This window comes from Caldithrix abyssi DSM 13497 (assembly GCF_001886815.1).
GTDB classification, from domain to species: Bacteria; Calditrichota; Calditrichia; order Calditrichales; family Calditrichaceae; genus Caldithrix; species Caldithrix abyssi.
The window spans coordinates 787,560-803,825 of record NZ_CP018099.1; the positions used below are offsets into that span (position 1 = coordinate 787,560).

14 protein-coding genes are annotated in these 16,266 nt (G+C 46.0%); 9 read left to right on the forward strand and 5 right to left on the reverse strand.

The features are described 5' to 3' along the window. Positions 1 to 1,431: a nitrogen regulation protein NR(II) gene (locus Cabys_RS03115; RefSeq protein ID WP_006928678.1), complete on the reverse strand. Its 1,431-nt coding sequence runs from the start codon at positions 1,429 to 1,431 to the stop codon at positions 1 to 3. Beyond that, positions 1,424 to 2,878 (reverse strand): glutamate--tRNA ligase, encoded by a 1,455-nt coding sequence (gltX, locus tag Cabys_RS03120; RefSeq protein ID WP_006928679.1) that lies wholly within the window; start codon positions 2,876 to 2,878, stop codon positions 1,424 to 1,426. Before gltX ends, Cabys_RS03115 begins: the two co-directional genes overlap by 8 nt. 147 nt (positions 2,879 to 3,025) lie before the next feature. Here gltX and Cabys_RS03125 point away from each other — a divergent pair, with 147 nt between their 5' ends. After that, complete coding sequence (locus Cabys_RS03125) at positions 3,026 to 4,294, forward strand: MFS transporter (protein WP_006928680.1); 1,269 nt, start codon at positions 3,026 to 3,028, stop codon at positions 4,292 to 4,294. Here Cabys_RS03125 and Cabys_RS03130 read toward each other — a convergent pair. Then, the gene (locus Cabys_RS03130; RefSeq protein ID WP_006928681.1) at positions 4,274 to 5,086 is read right to left on the reverse strand and encodes a DUF72 domain-containing protein; all 813 of its coding nucleotides are present in this window, start codon (positions 5,084 to 5,086) and stop codon (positions 4,274 to 4,276) included. The two genes, Cabys_RS03125 and Cabys_RS03130, sit on opposite strands and share 21 nt — an antisense overlap. Positions 5,087 to 5,149: 63 nt before the next feature. On the opposite strand from Cabys_RS03130, the gene Cabys_RS03135 reads away from it, so the two are divergent. From Cabys_RS03135 to prfA, 8 genes are all read left to right on the forward strand, one after another. Further along, positions 5,150 to 5,866 (forward strand): SDR family NAD(P)-dependent oxidoreductase, encoded by a 717-nt coding sequence (locus tag Cabys_RS03135; RefSeq protein WP_006928682.1) that lies wholly within the window; start codon positions 5,150 to 5,152, stop codon positions 5,864 to 5,866. Between the two features lie 123 nt (positions 5,867 to 5,989). Further along, positions 5,990 to 6,757, forward strand: coding sequence for an isoprenyl transferase (locus Cabys_RS03140; protein WP_006928683.1), 768 nt, complete (start codon positions 5,990 to 5,992; stop codon positions 6,755 to 6,757). An 8-nt stretch (positions 6,758 to 6,765) separates the two neighbouring features. After that, positions 6,766 to 7,179: a hypothetical protein gene (locus Cabys_RS03145; RefSeq protein WP_006928684.1), complete on the forward strand. Its 414-nt coding sequence runs from the start codon at positions 6,766 to 6,768 to the stop codon at positions 7,177 to 7,179. A 4-nt stretch (positions 7,180 to 7,183) separates the two neighbouring features. Then, positions 7,184 to 8,479: a bifunctional folylpolyglutamate synthase/dihydrofolate synthase gene (locus Cabys_RS03150; RefSeq protein ID WP_006928685.1), complete on the forward strand. Its 1,296-nt coding sequence runs from the start codon at positions 7,184 to 7,186 to the stop codon at positions 8,477 to 8,479. A gap of 272 nt (positions 8,480 to 8,751) precedes the next feature. Beyond that, positions 8,752 to 9,999 carry a transcription termination factor Rho gene (rho, locus tag Cabys_RS03155; RefSeq protein WP_044281836.1) on the forward strand — a complete coding sequence of 416 codons (1,248 nt, stop codon included), beginning with the start codon at positions 8,752 to 8,754 and terminating at the stop codon, positions 9,997 to 9,999. Between the two features lie 70 nt (positions 10,000 to 10,069). Further along, positions 10,070 to 10,270 carry a 50S ribosomal protein L31 gene (gene rpmE, locus Cabys_RS03160; RefSeq protein ID WP_006928687.1) on the forward strand — a complete coding sequence of 67 codons (201 nt, stop codon included), beginning with the start codon at positions 10,070 to 10,072 and terminating at the stop codon, positions 10,268 to 10,270. Between the two features lie 93 nt (positions 10,271 to 10,363). Continuing rightward, the gene (locus tag Cabys_RS03165) at positions 10,364 to 11,374 is read left to right on the forward strand and encodes a DUF1385 domain-containing protein (RefSeq protein ID WP_006928688.1); all 1,011 of its coding nucleotides are present in this window, start codon (positions 10,364 to 10,366) and stop codon (positions 11,372 to 11,374) included. Positions 11,375 to 11,382: 8 nt separating this feature from the next. After that, positions 11,383 to 12,462 (forward strand): peptide chain release factor 1, encoded by a 1,080-nt coding sequence (gene prfA / locus Cabys_RS03170; RefSeq protein WP_006928691.1) that lies wholly within the window; start codon positions 11,383 to 11,385, stop codon positions 12,460 to 12,462. Positions 12,463 to 12,784: 322 nt separating this feature from the next. On the opposite strand, the gene Cabys_RS03175 is transcribed toward prfA, so the two are convergent. Continuing rightward, positions 12,785 to 14,164, reverse strand: coding sequence for a sigma-54-dependent transcriptional regulator (locus Cabys_RS03175; RefSeq protein WP_006928692.1), 1,380 nt, complete (start codon positions 14,162 to 14,164; stop codon positions 12,785 to 12,787). Next, entirely contained in the window at positions 14,161 to 16,167 is a 2,007-nt protein-coding gene (locus tag Cabys_RS03180; RefSeq protein WP_006928694.1) for a sensor histidine kinase, read from the reverse strand. Before Cabys_RS03180 ends, Cabys_RS03175 begins: the two co-directional genes overlap by 4 nt. Between the last annotated feature and the right edge of the window lie 99 nt (positions 16,168 to 16,266).

The window sequence follows — 16,266 nt, forward strand, 5'->3', positions numbered from 1 at the left end:
TTAATTTAAAGGAAATACTAATGATAATATAAGGGTTGAATGGTCGTCTTTCAAATGATGTTTGATCTGATATTCGTCCAGCAAATACCTGATAATGGTCGTTTCCAGGGCAAATTTCTTTTTTTCACCTTCATTAAACTTCAAACAACTCTTCAACAACAACTGATCCGGAACCTGAGTGGCATCCGACAATTTAAAATCTATTACTAATTGTTTTGTACTCTTCGTTTTATCCACCGGTTTATTGCTAATAGTTATTCGCGAGTTGGTGCCGCTTAGGTTAAAAATCAAATCGATTAAGGTAGAAAGCAATAATTCTATCTGGGCCGATTGCCCGTAGATGGGCGGCAGCGCATCCAGTTCAAAGCGGATGGAGCTATTCTGACTTTCCAGTAAATCTTTTAATTTGGGCTGCTGAATCAAACTATTAAAAACGTCATTTAAAAATACGCGTTGCGGTACCAGATCGCGATTAAGAGAGGTAACGGCCACCAATTTACTGATCACATCGTTAATGCGTGTTAGCTGGCGTTCAATCAATTTAATCGTATGCAAATCTGACTGTTCCAGATGAGGATTGCTCTGGAATAATTGCAAGCGTCCCCAGATTACATTCAGTGGATTTAGCAGGTCGTTGGCCAGGGACTCGGAAAAGGCTTTTAATAGAGCGGATGAGTCGGAGCTATTATAGAGCGATTCCGCTTCGGTAAGCGTTTTCCCTTGAATAATAAAATACAGTTCATGATTCCGCACCGCTCTAATTATAACGGGAAACGGAAATTCGTTGAAATCTTTATCCGATAAATAAAGATCCATGCTAATGCTTTGTTCAGGATGGTCATGCCAGCGCATGGTCAAAAATTGCCAGACCTTTTCGCCGTCCTTTAAAAAATCGAAAAATTTTAATCCTTCAACTTCATCCGTTTGAATTTTCAGAATCTCTCTTGCCGGTCGGTTAAGAAATACAATGTCGCCATCGGAATGTACAATCGCCGTAAAGGTCAGGCTGTCGTCAAGAGCGGTTCGGATCAGGTTGTTGTATTCCAGAGTGGGAACATGACTTTCGTTGAACGCGGTGTAAATATTGCTAAGAAGCAGGGGCAGGCGCGACTCCATCTGATCTTTTTTTACGAAATTAATTTTTTTAAAGCCGGGCCAGTCGTTAACGCTGGAAAGATCGTGGGCGATGATGATGTATGCCAGATCAGGGAAAGAGTGATAAAGCGTTTTAATGGTTTGTCCGTTGATTCCGGCAAAAGTCTGGTCGATAATAATCAGGTCATGGTGTTTTTGAGACAATGAGCCGATCATCGCCTCTTCACTGCTTACGGCGCTGATTTCGTATCTGGTGGCGCCCAGAATGCCTTTTAAAAGATGAAGTAAATCTCGCTCCTCACTTAAAACTAAAATATTAAACGTTTGACTAAGCATTTAAATCATTCATTTTTTTAACATAATTTATAGCATTTTTCAGGCGGTTCAAAACCTTTTTAGAACCTAATACATAAATTAACTCAAAAATCCCTGGACTGGCTGTGCTGCCGGTCAACGCCAGACGCAGCGGCTGGATTAGTTGCCCGGCCTTCAGGTTCATATCTTCTGCCTTTTGGCGCAGTTCTCGCTCGATTCGTTCAACCTGGTCGTAAAAATCCGGCGTTTGGTTCTTAAAAAACGCGTAAAGTTCATTTAACAGGCTAAGGCCCGTCTCTTTTAGAAAAAATTTGCGCACGCCTTTTTCTTCATAACGTTCGGGGTCTTTAAAATAGAGCAAAAGGCCATCGGCCAGGTCTGTTAATGTTTTAGAACGGATTTTTTGTAATTTGACTAAATACAATAAACGCTCGTCGGCGCGCAAATCCTGTTCTGTAATGCCTCGCTCGGACAAAAAGGGGCGAATCATTTCTATTAAAGAATTTTCATCGTAATCGGCAAGATATTTGGCGTTCATCCACAGCAATTTTTGTTCGTCAAAAACGGCGGCGGTTTTATTGATGCGCTTCACTTTAAATTCTCTGATTAATTCCGCCCTGCTAAAAATTTCCTGATCGGTTCCCGGAGACCAGCCCAGCAAACACAAATAGTTAAACAGCGCTTCGGGCAAAATACCGCGCTCTTTGAACTCTTCTACAGAGGTAGCGCCGTGCCGTTTAGAAAGCCTATTTTTGTCTGGCCCTAAAATTAACGGCACATGGGCAAATTGCGGGGGTTGCCAGTTCATGGCCCGGTAAATTAAAATTTGTTTATTGGTATTGGGCAGGTGATCGTCGCCTCGCAAAACGAGATTAACACTCATATCGTGGTCGTCCACAACCACGGCCAGTTGATACACGGGCGTTCCGTCAGAGCGCACAATAATAAAGTCATCCAGCGTGTTGTTGTCCACTTCCATCCGGCCGTGAACCAGATCGTCAAAAACAATTTGTCCCTGAGGCACTTTAAAGCGAATGGCAAAAGGCTGTTTGCGTTCCAGTCTTTCCTGAACCTCGTCTGGCGATAAGCGGCGGCAGGCGCCGTCATAGCGCTGGTTTAGCTTTAAGGCCTCAAACTTACGCCGTTTTTCTTCCAGTTCTTCTTTGCTGCAAAAACAACGGTATGCCTTTCCCTTTTTTAATAGATGGTTGGCCACTTCAACATGGCGAGATCGATTTTTGCTTTGATAAAAAACCTCGTCATCCCAGTCGAGTCCCAGCCAGCGAAGGCTGTTTAAAATTTGTTGTACGGATTGCGGCGTACTGCGTTGCAAATCGGTGTCTTCGATGCGCAGCAAAAATTTACCCTGACTTTGTCTGGCGAGCAACCAGTTAAAAATAGCCGTGCGCGCTCCGCCTACATGTAAGTAACCGGTAGGGCTGGGGGCAAAACGTACGGTGTAGCCCAATGCTTCTCCTTTTTAAGCTGTGACTTTTTCAAATAAATTATGTAAATTGTATTAGTTTACAAAAAAAATGACTTTTTAACAAATGACGGGCGTCAACAAAAAAACAAATTTAATAATTTTCAGGGGAAATTTTAGGGTAAAAACAGAATGAAAAACAGCGCTGTCAGAGATCCTTTTAAAAATCTTCAATATTACCGTTTCTGCGCGTATGGATTTTTGAAAAATCTGCGTTTTTTTGACGCTTTTCTGATCCTCATCTTTAGGGAAGCGGGGCTCTCTTATTTGCAAATCGGCTCATTGTATTCGATCAGAGAAGTTTTTAAAAATATTTTCGAAATTCCTTCGGGCATTGTGGCCGATACCTTTGGACGTAAAAAGGCCATGCTGTTTTCTTTTGGCGCCTATATTTTTTCGTTTGCTCTATTCTACCTCGGCCGGTCGTATGTTGTTTTTGCCCTGTCCATGATCGTATTTGGCCTGGCAGAAGCCTTCCGCTCCGGAACGCACAAAGCGATGATTTTAAAATATCTGGAATTAAATAACTGGACGTCTCTTAAAACGCAATTTTACGGAAGAACCCGATCGTGGAGTCAACTGGGCTCGGCGTTAAGCTCCCTGCTGGCGGTTGGCATTATCTTTTTAACGCATCAATACCGCGCTCTGTTTTTAATTTCGGCTATTCCGTATGTGCTCGATTTTATTAACCTGGCCAGCTATCCGGATGAACTGGATGCGGCTCAGTTGCAAAGGAAAGAAGGTTTCTGGCTTCGTTTAAAACGGAATTTAAAAGATTATTTTACGCAATTTGCCTCCGTGCCACACGTTCGCGCCTTTTTTAGCGCCGCTTCTTTTGGCGGATTTTTTAAGACGCTGAAAGATTACCTGCAACCCGTTCTGCAAACTCTGGTTTTGCAGATGCCTGTTTTTTTCGCTCTTAGTGAAAAACAGCGTACGGCCATTCTGATTGGCGCAAGTTACTTTGTTTTGTATCTGTTAACCTCTTACAGCGCGCGTAATGCCTTTAAACTGGAAGCCCGTTTCAAAAACCTGGCGCTGGCCATTGATGCGGCTTACCTGGTAGGCGTTTTAAGCGTGATCTTTTCTGGCCTGTCGCTCATGTTAAAAATGGGCTTGTTAGCGGCATTATTGTACGCCGGCCTGTATCTAATACGCAACATCAGAAGACCGTTGATTGTGAGTTATTTGAGCGAGCTGTTGCCGTCTAACATCATGGCTTCTGGCCTGAGCACGGCCAGTCAGTTAGAGACGCTGGTGGTCGTGGTGGCCAGCCCCATTTTAGGCGCCTGCGTCGATTTTTTTGGACTTGGCGCGGGCATTGCAATGCTCGGTTCGCTGTTTCTGTTGCTCTTTGTTTTTGTCCGCGTGTCTAATAGTTCAATCATTAAAAATATTTAGCTGGTTCTGAATGAGGTTTAACATTTGCCTGGCGTTTTTAATAGCCTGCCCTCGCGGATGGTTGTTGAAAAAGATGTAGGTGCGGTAGGTTTTTTGCAATAATTGACGGATATTGCCCATCCATTGTTCAAGTTCTTCTTCCGTGTAAAGATAATCGTAGCGGGCGGAACCTTTGCCTTCCCACCAGTTTTGGGCATTGCGCCCATGAAAACGCACATATCCGAAGCGCGTCGTTGCCAGGGCCTGCGGCGGAAGCAAACCGGGTAGTTGCGGCTCGTCCACATTTACGTAGCCAATGTTGTTTTGTTCTAAAAACTGGTACATGGGAGGCGTAATCCAGCTAATGTGTCGGAATTCAACAAATAGTGGATGCTCTTGCAAAAGCTCTCTGGTTTGTAACAGATATTTGCGGTTTTCTTCGTTATTTTTAAACGAGTAGGGAAACTGCGCCAGAAAGCCATGGAATTTCCCGCTGTCGATCATCGGTTTTAAAGCGTTTAAAAGCTGAGCGATGGCCTGCGAATTTTCCTGGCGGCGGTGCGTTGTTTCCTGATGCGTTTTCACAATAAAACAGAAATTGGGCGGCGTTTTTTCTACCATGCGCCGGATGGTAAAGGAATTGGGGATGGCGTAATAAGTGCTGTTGATCTCTACGGCATTAAAAAATTGCGCGTAAAATTCTAAAAATTTACTTTTAGATAAATTGGCGGGGTAAAAGTGGCTGCGCCAGTCTTCATAACTGTAACCGGATGTGCCGATTTTTACGTCAATGTGAATTTCTGGTGAATCCATAGTTCGCTAACTTTTTTTTTGCAAATTAAAGAAAATGAGAAATAAAATCAAAAAGGATTAATCATGCAAACCTATCTGATTGTTGGATGTACTTCTGGTATTGGTAAAGCTTTGACGGAAATACTTGTAACTAAAGGCCATCGCGTGCTGGGCGCAGGCCGCAGTCAATCGGCGCTGGAGGAACTTTCCCGGAAATTTCCAGATTTTTTTTCGGGAAAAACGCTGGATATTCGGCAGGAACAAAAGACGATGGCGGCGCTGGACGAATGGCTGGATGAGCAGCCGGCGATTGATGTGGCGGTGATCGCTTCGAGTATTGTGGGCGCCAACCCCGAGCTGGAGTGGGAGATTGAAAAAAACATCATCCAGACCAATGTGCTGGGCTGGGCGGCGGTTTGCAACAGAATGGCCCGCTATTTTGAACAGCAGGGCAGGGGGCATCTGGTTGGAATAACCTCGCTGGCTAAATACCTGGCCAGCGTTAATCCGGCTTACATTGCCACCAAAGCGTTCGAAGGAAAATATCTGGACGGCCTGCGTTCCCGTCTGGAACCCCGGGGCGTTCATGTTACGGAAATCATGCCCGGTTTTGTAGAAACCCCGATGATCGCCGATCGGAACAATGCGTTCCTCGTCATCTCACCGGAAAAAGCGGCCAAAAGTATTTTGCGCGCCATAAAAAAAAGAAAACGTCGGGCGGTTATTTCCACCCGCTGGAAAATATTCAGATTGTTGTTGCCCCATTTGCCCGCCGTCTTATTGGTAAAACTGCGCGGCTAACATACGTAAATCGAACTTCAATTTGATTTTGATTGTTGCTTGTTGATTCTCCATTTGATAATTCACCATTAAATTTGTAATTTAATAAATTGTAAATTGTAGAATTCAGAATTCAGGTGAAAATTGAAATTAGAAGAAAAGATACAGATCATAAAAGAAAGCGGCAATATTCCGCGCCATGTGGGCGTCATTATGGATGGCAACGGGCGCTGGGCCAAACGACGCGGCCTGCCGCGCGTGGCCGGTCACGGAGAAGGCGTTAATTCCGTTGAGGCCATTGTGGAAGCCTGCGGCGAGCTGGGCGTTGACTATTTAACCATCTACACTTTTTCCGAAGAAAACTGGCGCAGGCCAAGCTGGGAAGTGGCTTCTTTAATGCAGTTGCTGGTTTCTACCATCAACCGTAAAATAAAGCGCCTGATGGAGCAGAATGTCAAAATTCAGACCATTGGCCATCTGGAAAAACTACCCGACTTTGCGCGAAACAGCATGCAAAAGGCCATGGAAATGACAAAAGACAACACCGGCCTGACGCTAAATGTGGCGCTCAGTTATGGCGGAAGGCAGGAGCTTGTAGATAGCTTTAAAAAATTGGCGCAAGAAATTAAAGCGGGCCGGCTGGATGAACGGCATATTAATGAGGAAACCATCGCGCAGTTTTTATATACGGCCAATCAACCGGACCCGGACCTGATCATCCGTACCGGCGGCGAAAAACGCATCAGCAACTTTTTGCTGTGGCAAATCGCTTATGCGGAAATCTACTTTACTGAAACCGCCTGGCCTGACTTCCGCAAGCCCCAGTTCGTGGACGCCATCTGGGATTATGCCCATCGCGAACGCCGATTTGGCATGGTTAGTGAGCAACTTAATAATGAGATGAATGTATAAAGCGTGTAATGGAAGAAGCTCCGAAAAAGTCTTTTAAAAATTTCAGTATTTCGTTTAAGTATTTTGTGCTTGCCTTCTGGAAGACCATTCTGGCGTGGGTAATCATTGTCAGCTTTGTGGTGGTGGCCATTCATCTTAATGTGGACAAATCGATTATTGGCGGCGCCGTGGTCATTTTTGGCATTATTTCGCAGGCGTTTATCGGTTTGTTGAATATTATTGGATTAATCCCCATCATCGGCCCCATTGTGGCCAAGGTGCTGGCTTTGCCTTTTTTCTGGCTGCTCAATGCCATGGGCTATTTTGTTTCCATTCTGGCCATCAAAAAGGGCTATACCAGCGAGGTTGTTAACTACCGCATTCTAACCGTCGTTTTTTTAATTGGTATTGTTATCGGGTTTATTTTAGGTAAGCTGATTTAAAAAGATGAAGTACGCTCAGGCCGTCCGTGAGATTTACGCTTTACAGGAATTTGCCATCAAACTGGGGCTGGAAAATATTTCGGCGCTATCCTCCAGATTGGGGAATCCCCATCTAAAATATTCGGTTATCCACCTTGCCGGCACAAACGGCAAGGGATCCACGGCTTTTTTCATCCACGCTCTGTTGCAGGCCCATGGTTTAAAGAGCGGCCTGTTTACCAGTCCCCATCTTAGCGATTACCGTGAAAGAATTCGCGTGAATGACGAATTTATTAACAAAGATTTTATCGCCGAATTCTGGCTCCAGAACAAAGATTTCATTCTGCAAAAGAAAGCCACATTTTTTGACACGTCAACGGCCATGGCCTTTAAATACTTTGCCGATATGAACGTAGATGTGGCCGTTATAGAAACCGGGCTGGGCGGTCGGCTGGATTCTACCAATATTGTCCGGCCGCAGATGGTTGTATTAACGCCGATCGATTTTGACCACCAAAAACAGTTAGGCAATACGCTTGCTTCCATTGCTCGCGAAAAAGCGGGCATTATTAAAAACGGCGCTCCCGTATTTTGCGCGCCGCAAAAACAGGAAGCGCTTACGGTGTTTCTGCAACACATTCAACGCCCCGATCAGTTTAACTATTTGACAGATCTGGCCGCTTACCGGATTCTGGAGAGTTCTCTGGATGGCATGCGCTTCGAAGTACAGTTTAAAAAGACTTCGGAAAAACATTGTTTTCGCACGTCTCAGACCGCAGATTTTCAGGCCCAGAATATTACCCTGGCTCTGGTGGCTGGAAGGGCTTATCTGGAAAGTCAGAGGCTGGCATGGTCGGAAGAAAAAACGCAACAGGCGCTACTTAACGGTTTGTGGCCGGGTCGCCTGCAAACGGTGCGTAAGGTCCCGCGCGTCATTTTTGATGTGAGCCACAACCCTGCCGGTATTATCCGCACGCTTTCTTTTGTTAAACGCAAAGCGCCTGAACATAAAATTCATCTGTTGATCGGATTGCTGGAACATAAAGATCACAAAGAAGTTGTAAATTTTTTAAGCCGTCAAAATATGAATATATATTTAACAGAACCGCAATCGATTAAAAAGCTGGCGGTGGGGAAGCTGGCCGACGCCTTTATTAAAAAAGGCAAAAGCGTCCATATCTATCCAGATCCCGTTGAAGCAGTACAAAAAATATTGAACAGGATAAAAAAAGATGAGTTATTAATCGTGATGGGCAGCCATTATTTAATCGGATATTTGATTAATGAATTTTCCGAAAATCCCGAATATTCATTTTATTAAGATCCTATGTTGTAGAAGTTAACGTCTGGCAGACACAGAGCATTGTGCAGAGCCGGCAGAATATGTTGCCGGCAATCAAATAGACATAGTTAAACAAAGCGAAAAGGAGAATCAATAAAATTTGACATGATTGTTTAATACTTTTATATTGCCATTACGTGGTAACACCTTAATAAAAGTCGAATTAAACATACCTGAATTTGTTAAATTGAATATCTCTGGTCTTAAAATAAATGTTAAACAAACAAAAATATTGATGAGGTTGACGTATGTTGGATATTGAAGAACTCAAAAAGAAAAAAATTACCGAGCTGACCAAAATTGCTCAGGATATGAACATTACCGGTATTTCCGGTTTAAAGAAATCAGAGCTAATATATCGTATTTTAGAAGAACAAACCGCGCAGGAAGGTTTGATTTTTTCCAAAGGCGTGCTGGAAATTTTGCCTGATGGTTACGGCTTTTTGCGCTCGTCCGATTACTCCTACCTTCCAGGTCCGGACGATATTTATGTCTCGCCATCGCAAATTAAGCGCTTTGGTTTGCGCACCGGCGATACCATTACAGGACAAATTCGCCCCCCAAAAGACAACGAGCGCTTTTTTGCCCTGCTGCGCGTAGAGGCCGTAAACGACGAAAGCCCGGAAAAAGCGCGCGAACGGAACCTGTTCGAAAACCTGACGCCGCTCTATCCCATGGAGCGTTTGAATCTCGAAACATCCAGCAAAGACTATTCCATGAGGATAATGAACCTTTTAACGCCCATCGGCAAGGGGCAGCGCGGTTTAATTGTGGCCCAGCCCAGAACAGGTAAAACCATTTTGCTGCAAAAAATCGCCAATTCCATTACAAAAAATCATCCCGAAGTGGTGCTAATGGTGCTTTTAATTGACGAGCGCCCGGAAGAAGTAACCGATATGGAACGTTCTGTGGACGCCGAGGTGATTAGCTCAACTTTTGATGAACCGGCTGAGCGGCACGTTCAGGTGGCCGATATGGTGCTGGAAAAGGCAAAGCGTCTGGTGGAATACAAACGCGATGTGGTCATTTTGCTGGATAGTATTACGCGTCTGGCGCGGGCGCACAACACGGTTGTGCCGCATAGCGGTAAAATTTTGTCCGGCGGTATTGATTCCAATGCCCTGCAAAAACCCAAGCGCTTTTTCGGATCGGCGCGTAACGTGGAAGAAGGCGGCAGTTTGACGATTATTGCCACCGCGCTGGTCGATACCGGATCGCGAATGGACGAGGTCATCTTTGAAGAATTTAAGGGAACGGGCAATATGGAGCTGATGCTTGATCGTCGCCTGACCGATCGCCGCATCTTCCCGTCTATCGACATCAATCGTTCCGGAACGCGTAAGGAAGAATTGTTGCTCAGCCGCGAAGAGCTGGCGCGTGTCTGGATTTTACGCAAGTTGCTGAACGAAATGAATCCGATCGAAGCCATGGAGTTCTTGCTGGAAAAGATGTCTGAGACCAAAAATAACAGGGAATTTTTACGCATGATGAATTCGTAAAAATTCTTTGCATTTGTGTTCATTTTACTTTAAATTACTAAGCTTAAGTTAATTACCAAGGAGGATCGTTGTGAAAAAGGGTATTCATCCCGAATATAAATTAGGCACGGTTTCCTGTGCTTGTGGGAATACATTCCAAACGCGTTCGACCGTTGGCGATCTGAAAGTTGAAATTTGCTCGAATTGTCATCCATTCTTTACGGGTAAACAAAAACTGGTCGACTCTGCCGGCCGTGTTGAAAAGTTTATGAGAAAATACAATCTGAAATAATCTTTAGATTGTTTCTCGTTTTCGAAATTAAAAAACGGAATGAAATGGGTTGCCAGGTCATTCCGTTTTTTTGTTTAATTAATAGAGGAAGTTATGGCCAATCAATCCGATGAAAAAATAATGCCGGTTGGCGGGCAGGCGGTTATTGAGGGCGTGATGATGCGTTCTCCCAAGCGCATTGCCACGGCCGTCCGGCGCGCCAACGGCACCATAGAAGTGCGGGTGGACGAGTTTCAATCGCTCATTCAAAGACATAAAATTTTGAACATTCCCATTGTACGCGGCGCCGTCACTTTAATTGAAGTAATGATCATGGGTATTAAAACCCTGCAGTGGTCTGCCGACAAAGCCATGGAAGATCTGGAAGCCGAGGAGGCAAAAAAGAATCCGAAAAAGAAAAAAAAGAAGAAAAAAGGCATGTCCACAACCGGCGCGGTCTTTTCTCTGGTCATTGCCCTGGGTATTGGCGTTGCCTTTTTCTTTGCGCTGCCGCTTTTTCTGACCACAGAAATCTTTAACATTGAACGTCAGGCATTGACTTTTAATCTGGTGGCCGGCCTGTTCAGAATCACTTTCTTTTTGTTGTACGTCTGGGCAATTTCGTTTATGAAGGATGTACACCGCCTGTTTGAATATCACGGCGCAGAACATAAAACGGTTTTTGCCTTTGAAAAAAAGACTTTGCTATCGCCGGAAAACGTGCAAAAGTTTTCCACCTACCATCCGCGCTGCGGCACCAGCTTTCTGGTCATGGTTATGCTGATCAGCTTACTGTTTTTTGCCGTGGTCGATACGCTGATCATGTTGAGTACCGGACAAATGTCCTTGCTCATCCGCCTGGCTGTGCATTTACCGTTGATTCCGGTGGTAGGCGGCATTAGTTACGAAGGTTTAAAAGCCTCGGCCAAAAACATGGACCATCCGCTGGTGCGCGCCTTAATCGCCCCGGGGTTGTGGCTGCAACGTATTACAACCCAACCACCCGACGACCAGCAGCTGGAGGTGGCCATCGTCGCCTTAAAAACGGCCCTGGGCGAAGAGTTTGCCGGCGAGCTGGTTGATGAACCTGTCATTCAATCGGAAGTCATTCCCGTTTCGGCATAGGAGCAATTATGAAAGAAAAAATTCAGGCACTGCAAAAAAGACTGGATGAATTAAACAAAGAACTTTCGGATCCCTCTGTATTCAACGATCAGGGACGTTACAAGCAGCTTTCGCGGGAACATAGCGAAATAAGTAAAATTCTTGAAATCGGCGCGCCGTATTTGAAAGCGCTGGAAGCCTACGAAGAAAATAAGGCGATTATTGAAGAAGACAGCGATCCGGAACTGGCGGCCCTGGCTAAAGAAGAGAATGAAGACTTAGAAAAGAAAATTGCCGATTATGAGGAAAAATTAAAGCTCCTGCTCATCCCCAAAGATCCGGACGATGCCAAAAACGCCATTGTGGAAATTCGGGCCGGTACGGGCGGCGACGAAGCGGCCATCTTTGCCGGCGATTTGTACCGCATGTACACGCGGTATTGCGAGGATCATGGATTTAAGATTGACGTGATGAGTTCCACGCCCTCCGAACGCGGCGGTTTTAAGGAGATTATTTTTATGGTTGAAGGCCCGGACGCCTACGGAACGTTAAAATACGAGAGCGGCGTCCACCGCGTGCAACGCGTTCCGGAGACAGAAACCCAGGGTAGAGTGCATACTTCTGCCGCCTCGGTGGCGGTTTTGCCGGAAGCAGAAGAAGTGGATGTGGAAATCGACCCCAACGAACTGCGCATCGATGTGTTTCGCTCCAGCGGGCCGGGCGGCCAGAGCGTCAATACCACCGATTCCGCAGTGCGTATTACGCATATTCCAACCGGACTGGTGGTGACCTGTCAGGATGAGAAGTCACAGCACAAAAATAAAGCCAAAGCCTTAAAGGTTTTGCGCACGCGCTTGCTGGACATGGCCATGCAGGAGCAGCGCTCGGCCATCGACGCCCAGCGTAAATCCATGGTTGGAAGCGGCGACCGTAGCGCTAAAATACGCACCTATAACTTCCCCCAGGGCCGCGTAACCGACCATCGCATCGGATTAACGCTTTACAAGCTGGACCGCATTATGGAAGGCGATCTGGATGAGTTGATCGAAGCCCTGCATCTGGCGGCCAGAAACGAAAAATTACAGGAAGAGTACGAAGCAAAAGCGTAACACGGCTCATCTTTACGGAAACGCAGCCGCAGCATTTAAAAAACGCAAAGAATGTTTTAAATTTAAAACAGTTTGCAATAGCCCTCACCCCAGGGAATTAAAGGGGGTGAGGGAAAGAAAAGATTTAAAAAATACATTGTCTTTTACATTTGGGACAGCCCCCTGGAGAATAACCGTCCGTTGGAAACTTTTCTCCGATGGTGTTCAATAATTCCGCACTTGTAAAATTCTATTCAACCATTCAACCATTCAACTATTCAACCATTGAACCATTCAACTCTTACACTCTTCTCCCTCTCCCTTCCGTTGAAATGGATTTTGTTTATCTCTCCGCTCGTTCAATGCCATATTTGGCCATTTTGTAACGCAAATTGCGTTCGCTCAGCCCCAGGGCGCGGGCTGCCTGACTCTGATTAAAATCTGCCTCCTCAAGAGCTTTAAGGATCAGATCTTTCTCAAACGCTTCCACCTTTTGACGGAAGTCGCCGGGATAGTACTCAACGGGCGGCGCCTGTTCCTTTTTACCCACCACCCGCATCTGGATGGGGAGATCGTCCGCTTCGATAATCTCCGATCTGGAAAGCACCACTGCCCGCTCGATCAAATTTTCCAGTTCGCGAACGTTGCCCGGGTAGTCGTACTTCATCAAAAGGTCCATCGCCTCTCGTGAAATGCCCTTGATCTCCTTGCCATTTTCAGCGGCGTATTTTTTAATAAAGTGGTCGATTAGCATGGGAATATCTTCTTTACGTTTACGAAGAGGCGGAACTTTAATATTGATGACATTCAAACGGTAGTAGAAATCTTCGCGAAACGCTCCCTCTTGAATCATCTTTAACAGATCGCGATTGGTGGCCGAAATCAGGCGTACGTCCACCTTGCGCGATTGATTGCTTCCCACACGCTGAAACTCGCCGAACTGTAAAAAACGTAACAACTTTACCTGAACCGAAAGCGGAATATCGCCCACCTCATCCAGAAAAAGCGTTCCGCCGTCCGCCTCCTCCACGCGTCCGGCGCGGGCCTGAATGGCGCCGGTGAAGGCCCCTTTTTCATGACCGAACAATTCGCTTTCCAGCAGGCTTTCCGAAATGGCCGCGCAGTTAATAACCACCAGTGGTTTATCCTTGCGCGGACTGGCAAAATGGATGGCGCGAGCAATCAGTTCTTTGCCCGTGCCGCTTTCTCCTTCAATGAGCACCGACGCTCTGCTCTTTGCCGAGCGCGCCGCCATGTTCAAAGCCTCTTCCATCAAAGGGCTGGCGCTGATGATATTGGTAAAGCGGTGCTTGTCAGAAAGTTTTTGCCGTAATTCGGCATTCTCTTCGGTTAATTGTTTAAACTGAAAGGCGCGATTAATCAGTAATTCCACTTCGTCTAATTCCAACGGCTTGGTCAAATAATCGTAAGCCCCGTCCTTCATGGCCGCCACAGCCTCTTCAATATTGCCGTAGGCGGTCATAATGATAACCGTGATTGAGGGATTGATCTCTTTTACCGCCTTAAGCAAGTCATAGCCCGATTTGCCGGACATCTTTACATCGGTTAAAACCAGGTCAATGGCGTTTTGTTTGATGATTTGCAGGGCCGCGTCAAAGTTTCCGGCCTTATACACCTGATAGCGCTTTTTAGCCAGAAAACCGGCTAACGACTCCCGTTGAATTTTTTCGTCGTCAACCACCAGGATGGAGAATTGTTTCATTGTGCTTCTCCTTTCGGTTCCTTGATAGGTAGTTCAATAATAAACCTGGCTCCCTGAATTTCTTTACCCTCTTTGCGGTAGGGACTTTCCACCTTAATTTTCCCACCGTGCGCTTCAACGATTTTCTCCACAATGCTCAGGCCAATGCCGGTTCCTTCTTCCCGGGTCGTAAAGTAAAGGTCAAAAATTCGCTCTTTCAGCTCTGGCGGAATACCGCCGCCCTCATCTTCAATCAATATCCGCGCTTTATTTTCTGAAACCTCAAGCCGTACACTAACCGCCGAGTGTGGAGGAGAAGCTTCCATGGCGTTTTTGACCAGATTGATCAACGCCTGCTTGAACTGATCGCGATCAATAGGCAGACGGACGTCGGATTGGATGTGAAGGCTAAGGGGGGAACTGCCGCTGGCCTGTAAAACGGGCTTCAGACCGCTTAAAAATTCGCCCAGCGAAGTGGATTGAAACTTCAGGCGCGGGGAACGGGCGTAAATTAAAAAAGAATGAACAATCTGGTTTAAGCGTTCGGTCTCCTGACGAATGGCGGAAGTCATTTGTCGGAACTCTTCATCATTTTCAGTGGGTCTAAATTCTTTTTGCAGACGTTGCGCCAGCATGGCAATCCCATTCAACGGATTGCGGATTTCATGCGCCACGCGCGAAGCCAGCTCGCCCATGGCCAGTAGTTTGTTGCGCCGTGTGCGTATTTCATCCAGTTCTTTTTGTGAGGTAAAATCACGTACAATCAATAGGTACAGCAAGTCAGAATGATTTTCTTCGGAGCCGGCATTAACCTTTTTACCGCTAATCAGCAGAAAATGGTTGTCATGTTGAAATGAGAAGTTCTCAATCTCCTGAAAATCCTTTATTTTTTGTTTAAGCTCCGATGGCAAAAATTGAATGGCGGAGTTGAAACGGTCAACGTCCTGTGCGCCGGTTAATCTGGCGTAGGCCGCATTGGTGAATTCAATTTCAAAGCGCGAATTAAAAGCCAGAATGCCGTCGCTCATGTTTTTCAGGATGGAAATGGTGTAGGTCTCTAACTGACTCAGGCGGCTTTGCAAAAGAGCCACGTTTTGTCTGCTTAAAATGAAACGCATGACCAGAAAACCCAGAATTAACAGCAAAAGAGAATTAAAGATCAAACGGCGAACAAGGTTTTGTTGTAGGTGCGCCAGAGCAGTGGTCGCCAGACCAATACGGATGGTCATCTGATTCGGCGCCGGCTGCCAGTAATCAAAGATGGTTTGCTCGGCGCTTTTTAAGATTTGCCAGCTTATTCTGGAAGAAGAGGCCTCCGCCGGCGGTTCCAAGGGCGCCAGCAAAAAATCGCCGGCTTCTAACAGGGGACGCTGATCTTTTAACAATTGAATATAAAGGATGCCCGGCGATTTGACGATTTCGTTTAACCACCTTTTCATCCCCCGAAAGCGCATCATGCGTTCGCCCATCGCCGGCCGTATTATAACCACCATATACCCCTGCTGGTTGGCGCGCCGGATGATTAAAAATGGCGGCAAATGGCGCTGTTGCGCTTCCGGCGGCGCAAGATAGATCAGTGAATCCCGCGGTAAAGTCTTTATGGCTTGCAGAAATAAATTGTGAAATCGTCTGACCATACGATCGCCCATCGAACCAGAGGGCGGGGGATTGAGTAGCTGGCCTTGTTCAGAAAAAAACAGAACGCTGGCATGTAAGCGACGGCGGGCAAATTCAAATACCGGCCGCAGTTCCGGAAAGTTAAGGCTGTCTAATTGCCGAAGGGCCAGCCCGTCGTTGATCAAGCGCTCCTTTTGATCCAGCAAAAACTGCTCGTCAAAGCGCATCATGGTCTGGCTGCCGCGCACAATGGTTTCGGCGACCAGGCGGCTTTGATCCTGCCAGAGACGAACCAGGTCCGATTTGGTGGAGTGGTACTCCATGACGGCCGGGAGAAAAATAATAACGGCCAGAACAATAAACAGTAAAACACCCCAAAGACGAATATTGTTAATGTTTTTTTGCACCGTAAACTCCGCATTTAACTTTAAGGCAAAATTACAAAGATTGTGCCAAAGAAAAAAATTTGAGTTTTAGCCTGGCGCAACCATTAAGTTTTTGACGGT

Bases quoted from the DNA above. Each gene is read 5' to 3' on its own strand.
- Cabys_RS03115 (WP_006928678.1), bottom strand. From the start codon at position 1,431: ATGCTTAGTCAAACGTTTAATATTTTAGTTTTAAGTGAGGAGCGAGAT.
- Cabys_RS03125 (WP_006928680.1), top strand. From the start codon at position 3,026: ATGAAAAACAGCGCTGTCAGAGATCCTTTTAAAAATCTTCAATATTAC.
- Cabys_RS03130 (WP_006928681.1), bottom strand. From the start codon at position 5,086: ATGGATTCACCAGAAATTCACATTGACGTAAAAATCGGCACATCCGGT.
- Cabys_RS03135 (WP_006928682.1), top strand. From the start codon at position 5,150: ATGCAAACCTATCTGATTGTTGGATGTACTTCTGGTATTGGTAAAGCT.
- Cabys_RS03145 (WP_006928684.1), top strand. From the start codon at position 6,766: ATGGAAGAAGCTCCGAAAAAGTCTTTTAAAAATTTCAGTATTTCGTTT.
- Cabys_RS03150 (WP_006928685.1), top strand. From the start codon at position 7,184: ATGAAGTACGCTCAGGCCGTCCGTGAGATTTACGCTTTACAGGAATTT.
- Cabys_RS03165 (WP_006928688.1), top strand. From the start codon at position 10,364: ATGGCCAATCAATCCGATGAAAAAATAATGCCGGTTGGCGGGCAGGCG.
- prfA (WP_006928691.1), top strand. From the start codon at position 11,383: ATGAAAGAAAAAATTCAGGCACTGCAAAAAAGACTGGATGAATTAAAC.
- Cabys_RS03175 (WP_006928692.1), bottom strand. From the start codon at position 14,164: ATGAAACAATTCTCCATCCTGGTGGTTGACGACGAAAAAATTCAACGG.